General features: G+C 72.5%; 14 protein-coding genes. 4 read left to right on the plus strand and 10 right to left on the minus strand.

What is annotated here, in order from left to right:
• The first annotated feature begins 82 nt into the window (after positions 1-82).
• From ACF07V_RS20020 to ACF07V_RS20030, 3 genes are all read left to right on the plus strand, one after another.
• Positions 83-1,513, plus strand: coding sequence for a GH1 family beta-glucosidase (locus ACF07V_RS20020; protein ID WP_392155857.1), 1,431 nt, complete (start codon positions 83-85; stop codon positions 1,511-1,513).
• Between the two features lie 14 nt (positions 1,514-1,527).
• A complete protein-coding gene (locus ACF07V_RS20025; RefSeq protein ID WP_392155859.1) occupies positions 1,528-2,796 on the plus strand; it encodes an MFS transporter in 1,269 nt (422 codons plus the stop codon).
• Between the two features lie 159 nt (positions 2,797-2,955).
• Positions 2,956-4,404: a purine-cytosine permease family protein gene (locus ACF07V_RS20030; protein WP_392155861.1), complete on the plus strand. Its 1,449-nt coding sequence runs from the start codon at positions 2,956-2,958 to the stop codon at positions 4,402-4,404.
• Positions 4,405-4,411: 7 nt separating this feature from the next.
• On the opposite strand, the gene ACF07V_RS20035 is transcribed toward ACF07V_RS20030, so the two are convergent.
• The 8 genes from ACF07V_RS20035 to ACF07V_RS20070 form a co-directional block, all read right to left on the minus strand.
• Positions 4,412-6,082: an NB-ARC domain-containing protein gene (locus ACF07V_RS20035; protein ID WP_392155862.1), complete on the minus strand. Its 1,671-nt coding sequence runs from the start codon at positions 6,080-6,082 to the stop codon at positions 4,412-4,414.
• 125 nt (positions 6,083-6,207) lie between these two features.
• A complete protein-coding gene (locus ACF07V_RS20040; RefSeq protein ID WP_392155864.1) occupies positions 6,208-6,672 on the minus strand; it encodes a hypothetical protein in 465 nt (154 codons plus the stop codon).
• 135 nt (positions 6,673-6,807) lie between these two features.
• The gene (locus tag ACF07V_RS20045) at positions 6,808-7,047 is read right to left on the minus strand and encodes an ABC transporter permease (protein WP_392155866.1); all 240 of its coding nucleotides are present in this window, start codon (positions 7,045-7,047) and stop codon (positions 6,808-6,810) included.
• Between the two features lie 28 nt (positions 7,048-7,075).
• A complete protein-coding gene (locus ACF07V_RS20050; protein WP_392155868.1) occupies positions 7,076-9,505 on the minus strand; it encodes a WD40/YVTN/BNR-like repeat-containing protein in 2,430 nt (809 codons plus the stop codon).
• A 40-nt stretch (positions 9,506-9,545) separates the two neighbouring features.
• The gene (locus ACF07V_RS20055) at positions 9,546-10,370 is read right to left on the minus strand and encodes a PQQ-binding-like beta-propeller repeat protein (protein WP_392155869.1); all 825 of its coding nucleotides are present in this window, start codon (positions 10,368-10,370) and stop codon (positions 9,546-9,548) included.
• 118 nt (positions 10,371-10,488) lie between these two features.
• A complete protein-coding gene (locus ACF07V_RS20060; RefSeq protein WP_392155871.1) occupies positions 10,489-13,437 on the minus strand; it encodes an aminotransferase in 2,949 nt (982 codons plus the stop codon).
• Between the two features lie 62 nt (positions 13,438-13,499).
• The gene (locus tag ACF07V_RS20065; protein WP_392156407.1) at positions 13,500-13,940 is read right to left on the minus strand and encodes an Lrp/AsnC family transcriptional regulator; all 441 of its coding nucleotides are present in this window, start codon (positions 13,938-13,940) and stop codon (positions 13,500-13,502) included.
• A gap of 124 nt (positions 13,941-14,064) precedes the next feature.
• On the minus strand, positions 14,065-15,648 hold the full coding sequence (locus tag ACF07V_RS20070) for a NaeI family type II restriction endonuclease (protein WP_392155873.1): 1,584 nt from the start codon (positions 15,646-15,648) through the stop codon (positions 14,065-14,067).
• A gap of 126 nt (positions 15,649-15,774) precedes the next feature.
• Here ACF07V_RS20070 and ACF07V_RS20075 point away from each other — a divergent pair, with 126 nt between their 5' ends.
• Entirely contained in the window at positions 15,775-16,029 is a 255-nt protein-coding gene (locus ACF07V_RS20075; protein WP_392155875.1) for a hypothetical protein, read from the plus strand.
• A gap of 38 nt (positions 16,030-16,067) precedes the next feature.
• Here the strand turns inward: ACF07V_RS20075 and ACF07V_RS20080 are convergent, their stop codons facing one another.
• Both ACF07V_RS20080 and ACF07V_RS20085 read right to left on the minus strand, forming a co-directional pair.
• The gene (locus ACF07V_RS20080) at positions 16,068-16,871 is read right to left on the minus strand and encodes a pyridoxamine 5'-phosphate oxidase family protein (protein ID WP_392155877.1); all 804 of its coding nucleotides are present in this window, start codon (positions 16,869-16,871) and stop codon (positions 16,068-16,070) included.
• Positions 16,868-18,364, minus strand: coding sequence for a globin domain-containing protein (locus tag ACF07V_RS20085; protein WP_392155879.1), 1,497 nt, complete (start codon positions 18,362-18,364; stop codon positions 16,868-16,870). The genes ACF07V_RS20080 and ACF07V_RS20085 overlap by 4 nt, the downstream gene beginning before the upstream one ends.
• Positions 18,365-18,600 lie beyond the last annotated feature (236 nt).

The following is an 18,600-nucleotide window of genomic DNA, read 5'->3' on the forward strand; positions in this document are numbered from 1 at the left end:
GTCCGATCCATAGAACGTGAACGAGTGTTCATGTTACGGTGCGGCCCACCTCGGACGGCGAGCCAGCAGAAGGCAGGTACCCGTGACCTCCAGCCCCACCGACCCCACCCGGCTCCCCGCCCTCCCGGCCGACTTCACCTGGGGCGCCTCGACCGCCGCGTACCAGATCGAGGGTGCGGCCGAGGAGGACGGCAAGGGGCCGTCGATCTGGGACACCTTCGTGCGGCGCCCCGGCGCCGTCCGCGACGGCCACACCGGCGACGTCGCCTGCGACCACTACCACCGGTTCGACGAGGACGTCGCGCTGATGCGGCGGCTCGGACTCGACGCGTACCGGTTCTCGGTCTCCTGGCCGCGCATCCTGCCGACCGGTGCGGGCAAGGTGGAGCCGCGCGGCCTCGACTTCTACGACCGGCTGGTCGACGCGCTGCTCGACGCCGGGATCGAGCCGACGCCCACCCTCTTCCACTGGGACCTGCCGCAGGCCCTGGAGGACGAGGGCGGCTGGCTGAACCGCGACACCGCGCACCGGTTCGCCGCGTACGCGGCGGTGGTGGCGGACCGGCTCGGTGACCGGGTCAAGCGGTGGATCACCCTGAACGAGCCCTTCGTGCACATGTCCTTCGGCTACGGCTTCGGCGTCCACGCCCCGGGCCGCGCCCTGCTGCTCGACGCGCTGCCCGTGGCGCACCACCAGCTGCTCGGCCACGGCCTCGCGACCGCGGCGCTGCGGGCCGCCGTGCCGGACGGGCAGGTGCTGATCGCCAACAACTGCACGCCCGTACGGCTGCGCGCGGACACCCGGTCGGACGGGGACGCGGCGGCCGCCGCGGCGTACGAAGCACTGCACAACCGCCTCTTCAACGACCCCGTACTCCTGGCGAGTTACCCCGATCTCTCGGCGTACGGCATGGCCGACCCGGGCTGGGGAGGGGTGGTGCGCGAGGGCGATCTCGCGACCATCTCCGCGCCGCTGGACGGTCTCGGCATCAACTACTACAACCCGACCTGGGTGACCGCCCCGGCCGATCCCGCCGCGGGGCTCCCCTTCGACCTGACCGAGCCCCAGGAGGCGTACCGGCGCACCGCGTTCGGCTGGCCGGTGGTCCCCGACGGGCTCACGGAGCTGCTCACCGGCCTCGGGGACCGCTACGGCGCGGCCCTCCCGCCGGTGTGGATCACCGAGAGCGGCTGCTCACAGCCGGCCGGGCCGCACGACCAGGAACGCGTCGACTACCTCGCCGGACACATCACGGCGGTCGCCGATGCCGTGGCCGAAGGGGTGGACGTGCGCGGCTACTTCACCTGGTCGCTGCTCGACAACTTCGAGTGGGCCGAGGGCTACCACCAGCGTTTCGGTCTCGTCGAGGTCGACTTCGCCACAGGGCGCCGCACGCCCCGGGCGAGCTTCGACTGGTACCGCGACCTGATCGCCTCCCATCGCGGCCTCGGCCCCTCCGGTCCTGACGGCAGCGCCTCCCCGGACGCGGCCGGCACCTCCCCGCGGTCCTGAGCGGCGCAGCCACCATGGCCCACGCTCCGGAAGAGGCCGCCGAGGACGCCGTCGCCGCCGTCCTCGCCGAGCCCACCGTCCCGGTCACGGCCGGCTGGACGGCGAGCCTCTCGCTGTCCACCCTCGCCGTCTTCATGGCCTTCATGACGCCGATTCAGATCCTGCTGCCGCTCCAGCTGGAGCAGATCGACCCGCACGACAAGAACACCGCGCTGTCGCTCGTCACCGGCCTCGGCGCGCTCGTCGCGGTCCTGGCCAACCCGGTCGCCGGCGCCTGGTCGGACCGGACCACCAGCCGGTTCGGCCGGCGCCGGCCCTGGATCCTCGGTGGCGCCCTCGCCGGGGCGGCGGGCCTCGTGGTCACCGCCTCCCAGCACACGGTGGCGGGAGTCGCCGTCGGCTGGTGCCTCGCCCAGGCGGGCCTCAACGCGATGCTGGCCGGGGTCACCACCCCGATCGCCGACCGTGTGCCGCTGACCCAGCGCGCGGTGGTCTCCGGCTGGACGGGCCTCATGCAGTCGGTCGGCCTGGTGCTCGGCGCGCTGATCACCGCGCTCCTCGTCACGGGTGTCCGCTCCGGCTACGTCACGCTCGCCGTGCTCACCGTCGTCCTGGCCCTGCCGTTCGTGCTGCGCCACGGCGAGCCGGCCCTGCCGCGGACGCTGCGCCCCGCCGTCGACGCCCGCGCCCTCGCCCGCTCGTTGTGGGTGAGTCCCCGGAAGCACCCGGACTTCGGCTGGGCGTGGCTCACCCGGTTCCTGATCAACCTCGGGAACGCCCTGGGCACCCTCTACCTGTTCTACTTCCTGGCCGACGCGGTCCACTACGGCGACCCCGGCACCGGCGTGCTGATCCTGACGGTGATCTACACCCTCTGCGCGGCGCTCACCGCGATCCCCGTGGGGGTGCTGTCCGACCGGGCCGGACGCCGCAAGGGCTTCGTCGCCGCCTGCTCGCTGATCATGGCGGCGGCCGCGCTGCTGCTCGCCCTGGTGCACACGTGGCCGTCCGCCCTCGCCGCCGCGGCCGTGCTCGGCGCGGGCTACGGCGTCTATCTCGCCGTCGACCAGGCACTGGTCACCCAGGTCCTGCCCGAGGCCGCCGACCGCGCGAAGGACCTGGGCGTCATCAACATCGCGAACTCGGGACCGCAGGTCCTCGCCCCCGCGCTCGCCGCACCGGTCATCGCCCACCTCGGCGGCTACACCGGCCTGTACGCCACCGCGGCCCTGGTCATCCTGGCCGGCGGCCTGCTCGTCCACCGCATCAGGGGCGTGGCCTGACCCGTACGTCCGCACACGGCCCCGTCCCACTCTCTGAAATTCTGCATTCAGAGCCTTGCTCCCTGTTGAACCCTATGCGAGATTCGGCGCACCGCAGCGCGGGTACACGGCTGCGGTCCGTCCGGATACACAGGAATCACTGCGGGGAGAGGTCTCCACATGCCGGTCCAGCACGCCCCCGGGGAACGACTCGCGATGGAGAGGCGCACCATCGAGGTCATTCCCGACGCCGAGCGGCACGGCACGCCGCGCAGCCAGTTCACGCTGTGGTTCGGCGCCAACATGCAGATCACCGCGATCGTCGACGGTGCGCTGTCCGTCGTCTTCGGCGCCGACGCGCTGTGGGCGATACCCGCACTCCTCATCGGCAACGTGCTCGGCGGCATCGTGATGGCGCTGCACTCCGCGCAGGGCCCGCGGCTCGGCGTACCGCAGATGATCTCCAGCCGCGCGCAGTTCGGCGTCCACGGAGCGGTCCTGCCGCTGCTGCTCGTGATCCTCATGTACCTCGGCTTCGCCGCCACCGGCAGCGTGCTGGCGGGCCAGGCGCTCGCCGAGCTCCTCCACACCGACAACACACAGGTCGGCATCCTCGTCTTCGGCGCCCTGACCGCCGTGGTCGCCGTCACCGGCTACCGGCTGATCCACGCCGCCGGCCGCGTCGCGACCGTCGCCGGCGTGCTGGGCCTCGGCTACCTGCTGGTCCGGGTGTTCACCCAGTACGACGTCGGCGCGCATCTGGGGCTCAAGGGCTTCGAGGCGGCGACCTTCCTGCTCGCCGTGGGTCTCGGCGCCGGATGGCAGCTGACCTTCGGCCCGTACGTCGCCGACTACTCGCGCTACCTGCCGCGCGACACCAGCACGCGCGCGACGTTCTGGTCGACGTTCGCCGGTTCCGTCATCGGCTCCCAGTGGGCCATGACGCTCGGCGCGCTCACCGCGGCCGTCGCGGGCAAGGCCTTCCTCACCGACCAGGTGGGCTTCCTCGGCGAGCTGGCCGGTCCGGCGGCGCTCGCCTTCCTCATCTACCTGGTGATCGTGGTCGGGAAGCTGACCGTCAACTGCCTCAACGCGTACGGCGGCTTCATGTCGATCCTGACGACCGTCACGGCCTTCGACGGCCGCTCCCGGATCTCGGCGGCCGCCCGCGCCGCCTACATCGTCGGCTTCACGGCGGTGTCGATCGGCATCGCGCTCGCCGCCAGCGCCGACTTCCTGAACAACTTCAAGAACTTCGTGCTCCTGATCCTGATGGTGTTCACCCCGTGGAGCGCGATCAACCTGGTCGACTACTACCTGGTCTCCCGCGAACGGGTCGACATCCCCGCCCTGTACGACCCGGAGGGCCGCTACGGGCGCTGGAACGTCACCGCGCTGACCTGCTACGTCCTCGGCGTCGCCGTCCAGATCCCGTTCCTGGCCACCAAGCTGTACACCGGCGCGATCACCAGGAAGCTCGACGGCGCCGACATCTCGTGGATCGTCGGTCTGGTCGTCACCGGGGCCGTGTACTGGCTGTGGGTGCGGCGCACGGCCGACCCGCCGGCCGAGACCGTCCACCCGGCCGCGACCGAGGACGGCGACCGCACGACGGCACCCGTCGGCTGACCCGTACTCACCTGCCGTCGTGGCTCCGCCGCCGGACGGAGGCCTGCTGAGCTCGGGTCAGCGGGTGATCGGCCCCGAGTACGCGCTTGAGGTGGTCGAGGAAGCGGAGGCCTGCGGTCGCCGCCCCGGAAAGGTCACCGGCCGCTTCCCGCCAGTCGATGAGGTGCCTCCAGACGGTGAGGCTCTGCGGGTGACTCTCGCCCATCACGCACAGGGTGGGCGGGAGGAGCTCGGCCAGGAGTTCGGCGGCGGCCTTGGCGTCGCCGCCCCTTCCGCTCCACACGGCGAGGTCGAGACGGGCCGTGAGGGTGTCGGGGTGCTCGGCGCCCAGATGGTGCCGGGCCGTGGCGGACAGACGGTCGAAGTGCTCGCGGGCTGCCGCGACCTGCCGGTTCTCGCCGAGGCTGTGGCCCGAGCGGGAGAGCACCGTGTGCACCTCGGGCCAGTGCAGGGCGTGTTCGGCGTGGTCCTTCAGGACGTCCGTGTTGGACCGCAGCGCCCGGGCCAGGTCCGCGTCGCGTTCACGGTCGGGCCAGCCGTCGGCCAGGGCGTCGGCGGCGGTCCGGGCGAGCCGTCGCCGCCGGTCGGGCTCCAGTGGTTCACGGACCGCCCGCTGGATGAGCTGGTGCACGCGCACGGTGCGGTGCAGGACCCCGGGCGTGTGGTCGACGAGACTCAACTGGTGCAGGTTCCACAGCGCGCAGGTGACGTCCTGGAGGTCGATCTCCGCCTCGCGGTCCCGGTTGATGAAGTCGAGTGCGGCCCACCCGTCGAGAATCGACGCGGGTATGCCGTTGGGGTCGAGCATCGCGGCGATTTCGAGGAGGGGACGTGCGACCCCTCGCGGGCTGAGCCGGTCGGCCAGGTCGACGGACAGCGACCAGGCGGCGGCGACCGTGTGCCGCTGGCCGTCGGGAAGACCGCTGATGTCCGCGAGTACGTCGTGCAGGACGAGTCTGCGGTCGGCCAGGCGCCTACGGTAGGCGGCGCAGTCCAGATGCTTGTTGACCATGTACGGAACGGCTTGGGCGAGAGCGAGCGGGAGGTGCCCGAAGTCCTCCGCCAGCGCGAGGATCTCCTCGGTGCTGTCGGCCCGCCGGTGCACGGCGAGCTTGCTGACCAGATAGTCGTGGGACTCCTCGGGCGTGAACAGGCCGACCTCGATGCGGGCGCGTCCTCGCGCCAGAAAGGCGGCGTCACGATTGCGCGTCGTCACCAGGGTGCGTCCACCGGGGCCCTGCGGCGGCCAGAGACCGTGGAGATCCGCCGGCTGGGTGACATCGTCCAGTACCACCAGCCAGCGCTTGCCGTGGTCCTGGCCGAGCCAGCGGAGGAAGGCCTCGGCGGCCCCCCGTGAGTCCTGACGGTCGGTGCCGAGCACGCTCACGGCTGCCTGCGCGTAGGCCTCGGTGATCGCCTCGGGGCCGGCGGCGTTCACCCAGACCAGCAGGTCGAGGGCTCCTTCGTGCCACAGCCGGCGGACATGACGGGCCGCCAGCTGCGTCTTCCCCACTCCACCGCCGCCGACGAGGATGTGGCACCTTTCCCCGGCCTCCGGCGTCGACGGTTCCTGGCCCTCCTGCGCCGCGGAGGCCAGGTCCAGGGCATGGATCGCGTCGCGCCGCTGGAAGCAGTCCGCCTCGGGAGGGAGCACCCCGACCTGGTGCGGCCAGGACACGGAGGGGCGGCTCGGCGGGTTCTGCAGCTGGAGCAGTCCGATGTACTGAGCGGCGATGCTGCCGTTCTGCGCGTGGACGGCGTGCTCCGGGATGTCGTTCGGGCGAAGGGAGGTGCCGGGGACCGTCAGCCCTCGTCCGGGCCCGGCTGCGAAGGGGACCCGAGGACGACGTCCCCCATCCGGAGCGCGGCGACCGATCCACGGTCGGCCCGGACGTCCGCGTCCCCGCCGACGGACAGCCCGGCCCGATCGGCCGTCACCACCGGGCCCACCGGCACGTGGGTCGTGAGCAGCGAGCGGAGTTCGGTGACCGCCTGGGCACGATCGGCTCCGTCCACGCTCTCGAAGAGCGCCTCGAAGCGCGCCTGCCACAGCCCTTCCTCGCGCGCACGGTCGACCTCGTGGCCCGCCTCCAACGCCGCGGCACTGCGGTCGAGACGCTCGATCTCGACTCGTTCCCGCTCCGGTCGGCCCCGGCCGAACCATCGGGCCACCGCGGTCCTGAAGCCGCCCCACGCATCCGTGCCGGCCGCCTGAACCACGGCGGCACCGCCCGTCGCGGCCAGTGCCGTCACGACCTCTTCCAGCATTCCCCCGCCCAGTGTCCGCTCAGCGATCCGATGTCCGGACCGTAGCGCACGAACCGCGCGCCGGGGCCAACTCGGCACAACCCGCCGGGACCGGGCGGGGCCGGCCACGCGCGGGGCGCGACGCGCCGAGACGTCTCAGCTCCGCACGGCACCGGCCCTGCGGTACTCGGCGCGTGCGAGCAGCGAGAAGATGACCGTGGCGCAGAGCGCGACGCCGACGATCACCCACTCCAGGGCTCCGCTGTGCTGGTCGGGGTCGACCTCGAAGACCCTTTCGATCCAGTCGGGCCAGACCACGGTCAGGAGGAACAGCAGTCCGCTGAGGGAGGCCGCGATCGCCTCGATCCGGCCCCGCAGGCGTACGTTGCGCGTCATCGTGCTCACCTTCACCCTCGCCGGGCCCTCAGACGGAGGACAGGTCGATCCGGAACATGCCCCGGCCGTGGGTCACGGAGACGAGGGTCTCGTCCATCCAGAACAGGTCGTCGACGGAGCAGTTGGTCGGCCCCTCGTTCGTCGGTGACCAGGTCGTCCCGGAGTCCTCGCTCGCGAAGAGACCGACCTCGGTGCCGCAGTACAGGAACGCCGGGCGCCGCGGATGCACGGCGAGTGCCCGTACGGGAGCGGCGGGGAGCGTGGGAGACAGGTCGGTCCAGCGGGCGCCGCCGTCCTTCGTCACCCACAGGTTGCCGGGTTCGAACCCGCCGAAGGCGACGTACGCGGTGTTCACGTCCGTCGGATGGGCGGTGATGCTCGTGCAGTACCGCTGGGGCCGCAGCGGGTCCGGGCCGATCACTCCGACGCGGTCCCAGGCCGGCGTCGCGGCCGTGCCGTCGGTGGTGCGGAAGAGCATGCCGTTGCGGTGGCCCACCCACACCACGTCGGAGTCCGCCGGAGCCACGGCGAGCGCGCTGATCAGCGACCCCGCACTGGGCTTGATCGACTGCCAGCTGGGGCCCGAGGTCGGTGTGTTCGGCGCCTTCGCGTCGTTCGTCCGCCACAGCGAGAGACCGCCGGCGAGCAGCCGCTGCGGGTTGCCCGGGTCCATGACGAACGGCGCGATGAAGAGGGCCTGCTGGTTCTTGGCGTCGGGAATCCGGAACGGCACCGGCTTCCAGTCCCAGCCGGGGATCGCCGGGTTCCAGAACTGGCCGCTGATGTAGCGGTCCGGATCGTCGGTGGCGCCGCCGTCGTCGTTGCGGTGGATGTTGAGGAAGACGTACTCGCCGTAGAGGACGTCGGGGTCGGTCGGGTCGCAGGCGCACCAGCCGCCGTCGCCGCCCTGGAACTCCCTCCATCCCTCGGTGCCGGTCGCGGGGTCGAAGACGAGGGTGCCGTTGTCCTGCGCGCCGCCGATGATCTTTCCGCTGATGGTGTTGCCGGCGCCGCCGAAGAACTGCGTGACGCCGTAGTTGTTGTCCAGCTCGGTCCAGCCGTCCACGAACGGCGCCTCGGGCTCCGTCCCCAGCACCGCGAGGTCGGCCGCCTTGAACACCCCGCCGTCGTTGCCGAAGAACACGGTCCTGTTGTGCACCCCGTCGTACGCGGGGTGCGCGACGATCGCGTGGTGATCGGCGTGCGCCGAACGCGGGTCCCGCCAGGTGCTGATCTCGGCCAGGTGGTCCCCGCCGTCCGTACTGCGCCACAGATCGACGCCGCCGGTGACCAGCAGGTCCGCGTCCGTCGGGTCCCCGGCCCAGATCGTGTTGCCGTACCAGCCCTGGTCGGCCAGGTAGTCGGCCACCTGGCCGCTCGGGTCCTTGGTCTTCCTGCTCCGGTAGGTCCTGCCGCCGTCGGTGGACCGCCAGATGCGGCCGGTCTGCGCCTGCACCGAGGCGTACACGATCTCCGGGTCCTTCACGGCGTAGGCGAGTTCGACCCGGCCCGACCACGGGCCGTGCGTCGCGTCCTGCCAGGTGAGCCCGCCGTCGGCGCTGAACCAGGCCTCACCGGCGTTGAGCGCGCCGGCGACCGCCCTGTTGTCGTCGCCCGGATCGAACACGACCTGGCCGAGCGGGATGTCGAGGACCCGCGTCCAGGTCGCCCGTGCCGGGTCGGAGCTGCGGAACAGTCCGGTGTCGGTGGCCGCGAGGACCACGGCACCGGTCGAGGAGACCGCGATACGGGTCACGGCCCGGAAGTCCTGGGTCTGCGTGGCCGGCAGGGGCGTCCAGGTCGTGGCGTCGACGGTGCGGAAGACGCCGTTGCCGCGGAGGGCGTCGACGTTCGAGAAGCCCTCGCCGGTGCCCACGTAGATCGTCGACGGGTCCGAGGGGTCCATCGCCATGCACGCGCACGCGAGGTTGCCGAGGAAGTCGTCGACGGGCGCCCACTTCGCTCCGCCGTTGCGGGTGATCCACACGCCGCCGCCGGCGCTCGCCGCCCACATCTTGTTCGGGTGGCCCGGGTCGACCACGATGGCGCGGGTCCGTCCGCCGATGTTTCCGGGGCCGAGCCACTCCCACTGGGTGAGCGTCATCCCCGCGGTCGGCGCCGGGCGGTCGGCACGCGCGCCGCGGTGGTGACCGGTCGGTACGCCGGCCGTCCGGGGGGCCGGGGCCGTGCTCCGTACCAGCGAGCGCATCCGGGCACGTGCCGTCCCCTGGGCGTGCGGTGGCACCGTCCCGTCGTCGCCGCGCTCCTGTTCGTACCGGAACAGCAGCCGTGCGTTGGGCAGGTCGGGGTAGTCGAGGCGGCGCAGTGCCCGGCGCACCGCCGTGACGGGAAGGCCGTCCAGGGTCTCGTTCGTGGCACCCCGGCTCCGGCGCAGCAGTCGCACCTGCTCGACGGTGATGTCCTTGGCCTGGGCGAGCTGTTCGTCCGAGATGGTCATGAGGCACCTCTGGGTGCGAGACGTTTCCGTTCGGCGTGGGTCACGGGCGGAGTCTGCGGGGGCGGCTCTGCGCCGTCTCGTCGAGCACCACCTCCCAGACGGTCGCGGCGGTGCGGGCGTCCACCGCTCTCAGGACGACGGCGTCCTCGCCGTGGGAGCCGGGGCGCACGGTGAGTTCCATCCGGAGCCCGCCGACCTGCCCGTAGTCCAGTACGTCGGCGGCGAGGGTCGGGTGCGGCGGCGGCTCCGGGACCTCCGCGACCGTGTCCGTGTCCGCCTCCCTGTCAGCCTCCGCGACCGCCTCCGTGTCGTGTTCCCTGTCGGCCTTCGCGTCCGCGTCCGTATCGACGTCCCTGTCGGTCTTCGCGTCCGCGTCGGTCGCCGGTCCGGTCAGCGGCTCCACCGACGGAGTCGCCACACCGACGCGCAGGGCGCCGTGCGCCACGCGGGGCTGACTCCCCGCCACCTTCGGACCCGGCGGCGCGCCGCCCCGGTACAGGGCGCGTGCCGTCCACCGGATCTCCAGCGGATCCCGGTCCCCGCCCGTGGTCACGGTGAACTCGGGCGAGTCCTGCAGTGTCGGGTGGGCCCACGGCGGCAGCGCGAGGGCCGGCGACGTCCACCGTTCCGTTCCCTCGGCCATGTCGAACAGTTCGACGTCGAGGACGGGTTCGGGAACGGGCGAGGTACCCAGGCGCAGCGCCACCACGTTCCCGCCCACGATGGCGCAGGGACGCAACGCGCGGCCACGACGCCACAACACCGCGCCGGTTCCCAGGTCCAGCGCGATGAGTGTGCCCTGGCGGTCGTGCACGACGGCCCGTTCGCCGGACGCGTCGGCCACGCCGCGTGGGATCTTGGGCATCCGGCCCCCGCTCACCAACTCTCGGTGTGGTGGGACAGTTGCTGCGGACACGCCCCGGTCGCGAGGCGGAGCTCCTTCACTATTTTCTCCGGCCGCCAGGTGGGCGGCAACCGGGAGGTCACCGGAGTTCGGTGAGGGCCCGGTCGAGCGTGTCGACGAAGAAGTCGGCGGCCGCGCGGTCGATGCACAGCGGCGGTTTGATCTTGAGGACGTTCAGGTGATCCCCGGTCGGCTGGACGATGACGCCCAGGTCCAGCATGCGGTCGCAGAGCTCCGCGGTCTCCTCGGGGGCGGGTTCGAGGGTGACGCGGTCGCGGACGAGCTCGACGCCGAGGTAGAGACCGGCTCCGTGAACGGCGCCGAGCACGGCGTGGCGGTCCAAGAGCTCCCCGAGGCGGGCCTTGAGGTGTCCTCCGACGCGTACCGCGTTGCCCTGGAGGTCCTCGTCGCGGAGCGTGTCGAGGACGGTGAGCCCGGCGATGCTGGAGACGGGGCTGCCGCCGGTGGAGGAGAAGAAGTAGCCCTGGTCGCGGTACCGCTCGGCCACGGCCCGTGAGGTGATCACGGCTCCGAGCGGATGGCCGTTGCCCATCGCCTTGGCCACGGTGACGATGTCGGGGGTCACGCCCTGCTGCTCGAACCCCCAGAACCAGGAGCCGAGGCGGCCGTATCCCACCTGGATCTCGTCCGCGATGGTCAGTCCGCCGTGGCGCCGCACCGCCGCGTAGACCTGGGCGAGATAGCGGTCGGGCAGCGCGACGGCACCGGCGTTGCCGTAGAAGGACTCGCTGATGAACGCACCCGGCGCCCGTCCCGCCGCCGCGAGGTCCTCGACGGCACGGACGACCTCGGTCGCGTAGGCCGCCGCCTCCTCGCCGCGGTGGGTTCCCCGGTAGGGGTTGGGCGAGTCCACGGTGTGGACCCAGTCGGGGCGGCTGGCCAGGGCGTTGGGGTTGTCGGCGATCGACGTGGACACGGCGTCCGAGGCGTACGTCCAGCCGTGGTACGCCTCGCGCAGGGCGACGACGTCGTGGCGGCCGGTGGCTCCGATGGCCAGACGGATGGCCAGGTCGACCGCCTCGGAGCCCGAGTTGACGAGGAACACCGTGTCGAGCGGCTCGGGCAGCAGGGCCGCGAGCCGTTCGGAGAACTCCACGACCGCCGCGTAGTGGAAGCGGGAGTTGGTGTTCAGTCGGCGCAGCTGCCGTGCCACGGCCTGCTCGACACGGGGGTGCGCGTGGCCCAGCGGGGTCACGTTGTTGACCATGTCGAGGTAGGCGCGGCCGTCGGTGGACAGCATGTGGTGGCGCCAGCCGCGTTCGATCCTGGGCGGGTTGCCGTAGTAGTGCCCCTGCACCGTGGCGAAGGAGGCGTCGCGCCGGGCGAGCAGGTCGCCGTGGGACGGGCCGTCGAGGACCGGCGCGCCGACGAGGGGCGCGGGGTCGGCGGTGAGCGCCAGCCAGCCCGCGGCGTACTCGGGCCGGACCAGGGCGGGGACCTCGGGACCGTACCGGTGCCGGAGGGTCATGTGCAGGCGGGTGCCGGAGGGCAGCGCGGCCAGCCGGTCGCCGGCGCGGAGCCTGGTACCGGCGGGCTGATACGGGGCGTCCGCGCCGTTCCACGACAGGTCGAGGAGCCGGGACCCGCAGGCGAGGGTGGCCCGGCCGGGCGAGGCGTGCACGATCTCGCCGTCGTGCGGGGCCTGGAGCTCGGAGGGCTTGCCGAGCCAGAGGTCGACGCCGGTGGGAACGGTCGCGGGCGAGGTGGCGGACAGGACGGCGGAGGCGCTGAGGCGCGGCCGGCCGTACGCGGTGGTGACGGCGTCGGCGCCCCGGTCGAGCAGCTCGGCCGCGAGGCGGTCTTCCGTGCCGGGGTCCAGCCAGCCGCCGTGGTCCATGGTGTCGGACTCGGCGGAGAGGTCGAGCGGCACGGTGCCGGATCCGGCGAGGTCCGCCACGAGCGGCCGGACGACGGGGAGGGAGGGGGCGGGCCGGTGGGGAAGTCCGAGCGCGTCGTCGATCAGGCCGGTCATCACGGCGGCGGGCACCGCGGTGGCCTGCTCGAAGATCCGCCATTCCCGGTCGAGGGCCGCGTTCACATAGGCGTTGTCCCGGTCGACGGCGGCTTGCTGGCGGCCGCTGACGACGAGGGTGGCGGCGCGCAGCACGGTGAGCGGCCAGAGCGCCGCCGCTTCCTCGGCGGACAGGGGACGGACGGCGTGGAAGGCCCGGACGGCGGGGAGGATGTGGTGGGGTTCGGCGCCGCTGTGGTGGAGTACGGACGACAGGGTCACCGCGAGCTCGTTGACGGCCCAACTGTGCGTCAGGTCACCGAAGTCGATGATCCCGTCGGGGAGGGGAAGCGGGGTGTCGGGCGAGCGGACGAGGTTGTCGTCGGTGAGGTCCAGGTGCACGGCCTGGCGGGGCAGTCCGTCGCCGACCTCCCGTACGAGCTTCCAGGCTTCGGCCGTGGCGGCCTCGACGGCGGCGCGGCGTCCGGGTTCCGGCACATGACGGAGCAGCAGGTCCACGACCCGGTCCGCGTGCCGGATGTCCCACTGCAGGACGCGGTCGAGTCCGGCGTGCCGGAAGTCGCGGAGCGTGGTGCTCACGCGGCCGGCCACGGCTCCCATGGCCGCGACCGTACGGGGCGGGAGGTGGCGGGGTCCGGAGAGCGCCCCGCCGGGCAGGTAGCGCAGCAGCCGCGCGATGAGGGGGCCGTCGGCGGCGTCGACCCTGGCGGCCTGTCGCGCGCCGCCGTGGTCACGCAGCACGGTGGCCACGCGCAGGGCGGGGTTCGCCTCGGCGATGAGGTCGGCGGCGAGGTCCTGGGCCTCGATCTCGGTCGTGCTGAACGCCGGATTGGCGACCTTGAGCACGGCGACGGGCATCGCGTCGGACCCGCGGAGGAGGAAATTGGTGTCCTGCTGGCTGCCCAGGGACTCGGCGCGCACGTCGAGCCCGAACTCCCCGGCGGCGATGCGCCGGGCGTCGCCCTCGGTCAGCCGTGGGGCCGGCAGTGCCTCGCGGGCGAAGAAGTCGACGCCGGATGACTGGGGAGAGGGCATGGCTGGTCTGGTCCTTGTCGGGTGGGTGCGGAGCCGGGTGACGTCCGGGGCGACGGGGTCCGTCAGCCGACGTCCCAGAGGAACCGGTGGGTGTGGATCCCGAAGTAGGGGAAGCTCTCGACGGCCGTGACGCCCTCGACGGGACGCACGACGTCGTTGACGAAGTCGAGGAGCTCGGACGGGCGACGGCAGACCACCTCGACGAACATGTCGAAGGTGCCGGAGGTGAGCACGGTGTAGACGACCTCCTGGTGGCGCGAGAGCTCGTCGGCCACCGCCCGCGGATCGCCGTCGACGCGGACCCCGAGGAGGGCCATCGCCTGCCGGCCCATGGCCACCGGGTCGGTGACGCCCACGACCTGGACCACCTTGCCGTCGATCAGCCGCTGCAACCGCTGCCGGGCCGCCGACGGCGACAGACCCACCTTGGGCCCCAGCTCGGCGTAGGGGATCCGCCCGTCGGTCTGGAGCTCCTGAAGGATGGCCCGGTCGATCTCGTCCATGGCTGCTCGCTCAAACTCGCCCATGGATCGACCGTACAACCATTTCACTCCCGACAACAGCCCTCGACGCTCGATTCGCGTGCGATGGCGACGGAATCGAGCGTCATCGGATCACCGTCACCGGCTACGTCTCCGGCAGGGGATGCGGGGCGTCACCGGCGTGGGCCAGCCGCCACCGCGTCCCGCCCAGGAGGATCGTCCGGGCCCGGCTCCCTTCCTCGGCGGGCACCAGCCGGGCACTGACCCACGTGCCCTGCTCGGGCACCGGCAGCCCGAGGTCCCGGGCCGGCTCGGCGTGTACGGACTGATGACCCAGGACGAGCACACCCTCGGCCGCCAGCGCTCTCCTCGCCTCGCGGACCCTCTTCGGCGCGTCCGCCTGCCGCGCGACCGTGACGACGTCCGTACGCCTCAGGAGCCGGTGCTGCACCCGGCGGAACAACTCGTTCACGCGCTGCTGCCCGCTCGGGTCCGCGAGGATCGCGGTCGCGTCCTCACCGGGCAGCAGGGCTAGCGCACTGACGGGCAGGGGGACGTCCCGCTGGATCCAGGTGATCGCCCGGCGGCCCTCCACGCTGATCGACCTCTTGCCGTCCTTGTTCGATCCCCGCGCGAGAAGGTCTTCGCTCACCCCGATCAGCCCAAGACTCCAGCGGTTCCTCCGGTGGTCGAGGCCGACCAGGAGGCAGAGACCGCCGACCGCCTCGGGCGGGATCATCCAGTTCGTACCGGTCGACACCTTCATGTCGACCTCGGTCCCCGCGATCACGAAGTCGAGCCTGCGGCCTCGCTCGAAACGGAAGTCGTGCAGGAAGAGGTTCTCGACCAGCTGTCCCGTCATCGTCTTCTCGGCCTTGCCGAGGCTGTCCCAGTGGTACCGCCCCGTGTGCTCTCCGTCGAGCAGTCGCTCAAGGGTCTCCGCGAGCACGGCGGTCATGCGCCGCCCTCGCGGGTCCAGACGCAGCAACTCCCTTCGAACCGCCTCCACTTCACCGTCTCCCGCGGCGGTGGGCCGTGCCGAGTCCGGCGCGGGCCGCGCCGCGCCGCCGGTGGGAGCGGCATGCGGCGGCGCCCCGCCGGCGGCGAGCCGTCCCTCGAGAACCGCGATCCTCCGCTGCGCCGCCTCGGCGGCCCGGCGTGCCGCGTCCCGCTCCGCGGTGACGTCCCCGAGCGTGCGGCGCAGGTCGGCCAGTTCGGCGTGGCCGGCCCCGCGCCATGCGGCGAGTGCGGATTCGGCCTCCTCCTTGGCCCGGAGCACCGTCGCGAGTTCGGCGGCGGTCTCCAACAGCCGCTCCTGCACCTTGACCAGCTTGAGGAGATGGGCCGCGCAGTCGTCGGCGCCCTCACCCCGCCCGGGCGCGGTACCGCCCGGAGCCGGCTGCGGCCATGCCGTCTTCACCAGGGACTTGGCCGTTTCCCTGGCCGCCTCGGCCTCGTCCGGATCCGCGACACAGACCTGGATCACGGCTTCGACAAGACTCCCGCTGTTCCGAAGGTTGGTGCCGCCCAGACGCTTGTGGAGGGTCGACGGGGCCGGTTTTCCGATCCCGCCGATCACGTCGGGAAGCCGGAGGTGCACCTGCTCCACCGTGAGGCCGGCGTCCACACGGAGCCGGCGCAGAAACAGGACCAGCTCGTTCTCCGCGTCGGACGAGCCACGCGGAGCGGCAGGAGGGCGTCCGCCTCGTTCCGGTGAGCGCTGTCGCACGCGATCCCCTTTTCTCTCCAGATCGAGGTTTTCTCCGATGGAGCGAGAGAACTATACCGTTACCGATCGGCCCCCTTGCAGGCTGGACTCCTCCATCACCTCGCACCACAACGGGAGTTCATCGTCATGCGTCCGTCGCCCCGCTCCTACGGCTACGACTTCGCCGCCCTGGTGGCCGTGCTGGCCACCGGCGTCGCCCTGGTGGCGCTCGGGACCTCGCCCGAGTCCCTGGCCGCCGTGACCATCGCGCTGTCGGGGCTGTACTCGACCTGGCGGCTGGGGGCGGGAAACAGGAACTCCGCACCGGACCTCGCCGAGCGGGCCCGGGAAAGGGAGGCCGGCACGACGGAGGACTCCGGGTCCGTACGCCCCCGCACCTGACCCGGAGGGGATGCGGGCGCGGACGCCGCGGACCTCGGTCAGGACGGGGTGCTCCTGTGGAACCAGCCGCTGAAGTTCTGTGCCCCGGTGCCGCGCGTACCCGCGTCGGGGTCTCGCCGCGCCGCCCTCGCCAGGGCCCGTTCCGCTTCGGCGCGCCAGGTCGCCGCGTTCGCGCGGGGCGGCGGCAGGAAGGGGCCCCGTGCCGGTGCGTCGGCGGCCGCTCCGAAGAAGTCGCCGCCCTTGCGCTTCAGGTCGTCCGTTCCCCAGGAGCGGCCGGCGCCGCCCGCGGGGATCCTCTGCAGGTGCGGGATGTGCTTGGCGCAGTGGATGTACGCCTCCTCGACCGTGATCACCACCCAGACGAGGGCCCGCCGGCCGGGCACCGGGTCCACCGCGAGCGTGCTGTGGGCACGGCGCATGTCCTCGTCGGCCACGATCGCGGCCCGGCCGTTGACGTGGAGTCCGATGCGGTCGCGCAGGAAGTCCACCAGGAGAACCCCGACATGCGGGTTCTCCTCGATGTTGCCCAGGCTGGCGTGGATGCCGTTGCCCCGGTACTCGGGGTAGGCGAGCGTCACGTCGTCCAGGACGTGCAGGAAACCGGGCGGGCCGGCACGGAAGGTGTTGTCGCACTCGCCGTGCCGGTCGGCGGTGGCGAGGAAGAACATCTCCTGCCGGGTCACGAACTCCCGCATCCGCGGGTTGAGCCGGTCGAGGACCTGCTCGGCGTAGAAGCGGTCGGCGCGCTCCGCGGTGCCCATGCGCCGCTGGACCTGGTGTTCACCGTCGCTGCCCGGGCGGGTGGTGCGCAGGGGAGTCGTCGTCTGTTCGAAAGTACTCATGCCGTCGCCCCGACCAGTCCCTCGATGGAGTCGTGCCGTATGCGACGCGAGGGGACACCCATGCCGAGCAGGGTGTCGACGCCGCGTCGGATCATGCCGGGCGGGCCGGACAGGTACACGTCGTGGGTCTGCCACGAGCCGTACTCGCGCACCGCCTCCGGGAGCCCGCCCGAGAGGCCGGCGGGACCGTCGTCGACGACCGGCCTGACCGAGAGCCAGGAGTGCGACTGCTGCAGCCGCAGCATCGTGTCGAAGTCGTACAGGTCGTCGTTGCGGCGGGCGCCGTAGAACACGTCCACGGAGCGGTGCCGGCCGTGCTGCACCACGTCCTCCACCAGGGCCTTGATGGGCGCGATCCCGGTACCGCCGCCGAGGCAGAGCAGCCCGCTGTCGGTGGTGTGGTCGACCGTCATGGAGCCGGTGGGGGCACCGAGCCGGAGGACGTCTCCGGGACGGGCGCGGTGGACGAGCGCGTTGGAGACCCAGCCCGCCGGCACGGCCTTGACGTGGAAGGAGAGCAGGCCGTCGGAGCGCGGGGCCGAGGCGAAGGAGTAGGGCCGCCACACCCGCGGCCACCAGGGGGTCTCCAGGGCGGTGTACTGCCCGGCGAGGAAGGGGTACGGCTGGTCGGGCCGGACCGTGACGACCGCGACGTCCTTCGTCCGCATCTCATGGGCGACCACCTCCGCCTGCCACCAGGCGGGCGCGCGCAGCTCGTCCGCGGTCGCCGCGTCGATCATGATCTGGGAGACGGTCGTGTAGGCCCCGACCCACGCGGCTTCGGTCCTGGGCCCCCAGGTCGACGGCGCGTAACGGGCCAGGGCGCCGATCAGGGCCTCGCCGACGGCCGGATAGTGCTCGGGCCGGGTCCCGTACTTGCGGTGGCCCCGGCCGAGCGCGGTCAGGTACGCGGTCAGGGTGACGGGGTCGTCCGCGTGGGTCGCGGCGGTGAGGAGGGCGGTGAAGAGCCGGTCGCGCTGGACGTCCATGGCCGCGGGGAAGAGCGCCCGCAGGGCGGGGTGGCGGAGGAAGAGCAGCGCGTAGAAGTACGAGGTGACGGTGTCGGCGATCGGCTCGATCTCGGCCATAGTCCGGCGCAGCAGCGCCGCGTCGGACGTGCCGGAAGTGTCGGACGTGCCGGGGGTGACGGACGGGTCGGTGTCCACGCCGGCCGGCGCCCGGTGGACCCGCTGCGGCGGTACGGAGCGGGGCGCGGGCTCGCGCTCGGGGCCGCTCGGCGGTGCGGAGCGGGGGCCGGGCCCGGAGCCGCTCGGCGGTGCGGAGCGGGGGCCGGGCCCGGAGCCGCTCGGCGGTACGGAGCGGGGGCCGGGCCCGGAGCCGCTCGGCGGTGCGGAGCGGGGGCCGGGCCCAGGGCCGTTCGGGGGTGCGGGGGGCGCCGTCGGCGTGCCCGGGCTTCGCCCGAACCAGCCTCCGTTGTCCACTCCCCCGTCGGCCCGGTCGCCGGCGGCCGAAGCGGTGGCCGGAACTTCCATCGGTCTGCCTCGCCTCGAACGTCCGCGGTCGGTCTTCTCGCCCTCCTCGTTCACCCGGTCAGGCGAACGCGGCAGACCATACCCCTGTTGTTCGAACGCACCACCGGCCCTGCGCCCAGCCGGGCAGATCCACGTTTCCACTGGTCAGGATGGGTTTACTGGTGCGTAGGTTCGATGCGGCAGCCCCTCCCACCCGATTCCGTGCGCGATTCGCCGACGGAAGACTCACGGACTTC

The organism is Streptomyces sp. NPDC015661, from assembly GCF_043077765.1.
Taxonomy (GTDB): Bacteria; Actinomycetota; Actinomycetes; order Streptomycetales; family Streptomycetaceae; genus Streptomyces.

What these genes read in the sequence shown, in the direction of transcription:
- ACF07V_RS20025 (WP_392155859.1), top strand. Translation starts at nt 1,528, where the DNA reads ATGGCCCACGCTCCGGAAGAGGCCGCCGAGGACGCCGTCGCCGCCGTC.
- ACF07V_RS20030 (WP_392155861.1), top strand. Translation starts at nt 2,956, where the DNA reads ATGCCGGTCCAGCACGCCCCCGGGGAACGACTCGCGATGGAGAGGCGC.
- ACF07V_RS20040 (WP_392155864.1), bottom strand. Translation starts at nt 6,672, where the DNA reads ATGCTGGAAGAGGTCGTGACGGCACTGGCCGCGACGGGCGGTGCCGCC.
- ACF07V_RS20045 (WP_392155866.1), bottom strand. Translation starts at nt 7,047, where the DNA reads ATGACGCGCAACGTACGCCTGCGGGGCCGGATCGAGGCGATCGCGGCC.
- ACF07V_RS20050 (WP_392155868.1), bottom strand. Translation starts at nt 9,505, where the DNA reads ATGACCATCTCGGACGAACAGCTCGCCCAGGCCAAGGACATCACCGTC.
- ACF07V_RS20055 (WP_392155869.1), bottom strand. Translation starts at nt 10,370, where the DNA reads ATGCCCAAGATCCCACGCGGCGTGGCCGACGCGTCCGGCGAACGGGCC.
- ACF07V_RS20060 (WP_392155871.1), bottom strand. Translation starts at nt 13,437, where the DNA reads ATGCCCTCTCCCCAGTCATCCGGCGTCGACTTCTTCGCCCGCGAGGCA.
- ACF07V_RS20065 (WP_392156407.1), bottom strand. Translation starts at nt 13,940, where the DNA reads ATGGACGAGATCGACCGGGCCATCCTTCAGGAGCTCCAGACCGACGGG.
- ACF07V_RS20075 (WP_392155875.1), top strand. Translation starts at nt 15,775, where the DNA reads ATGCGTCCGTCGCCCCGCTCCTACGGCTACGACTTCGCCGCCCTGGTG.
- ACF07V_RS20080 (WP_392155877.1), bottom strand. Translation starts at nt 16,871, where the DNA reads ATGAGTACTTTCGAACAGACGACGACTCCCCTGCGCACCACCCGCCCG.
- ACF07V_RS20085 (WP_392155879.1), bottom strand. Translation starts at nt 18,364, where the DNA reads ATGGAAGTTCCGGCCACCGCTTCGGCCGCCGGCGACCGGGCCGACGGG.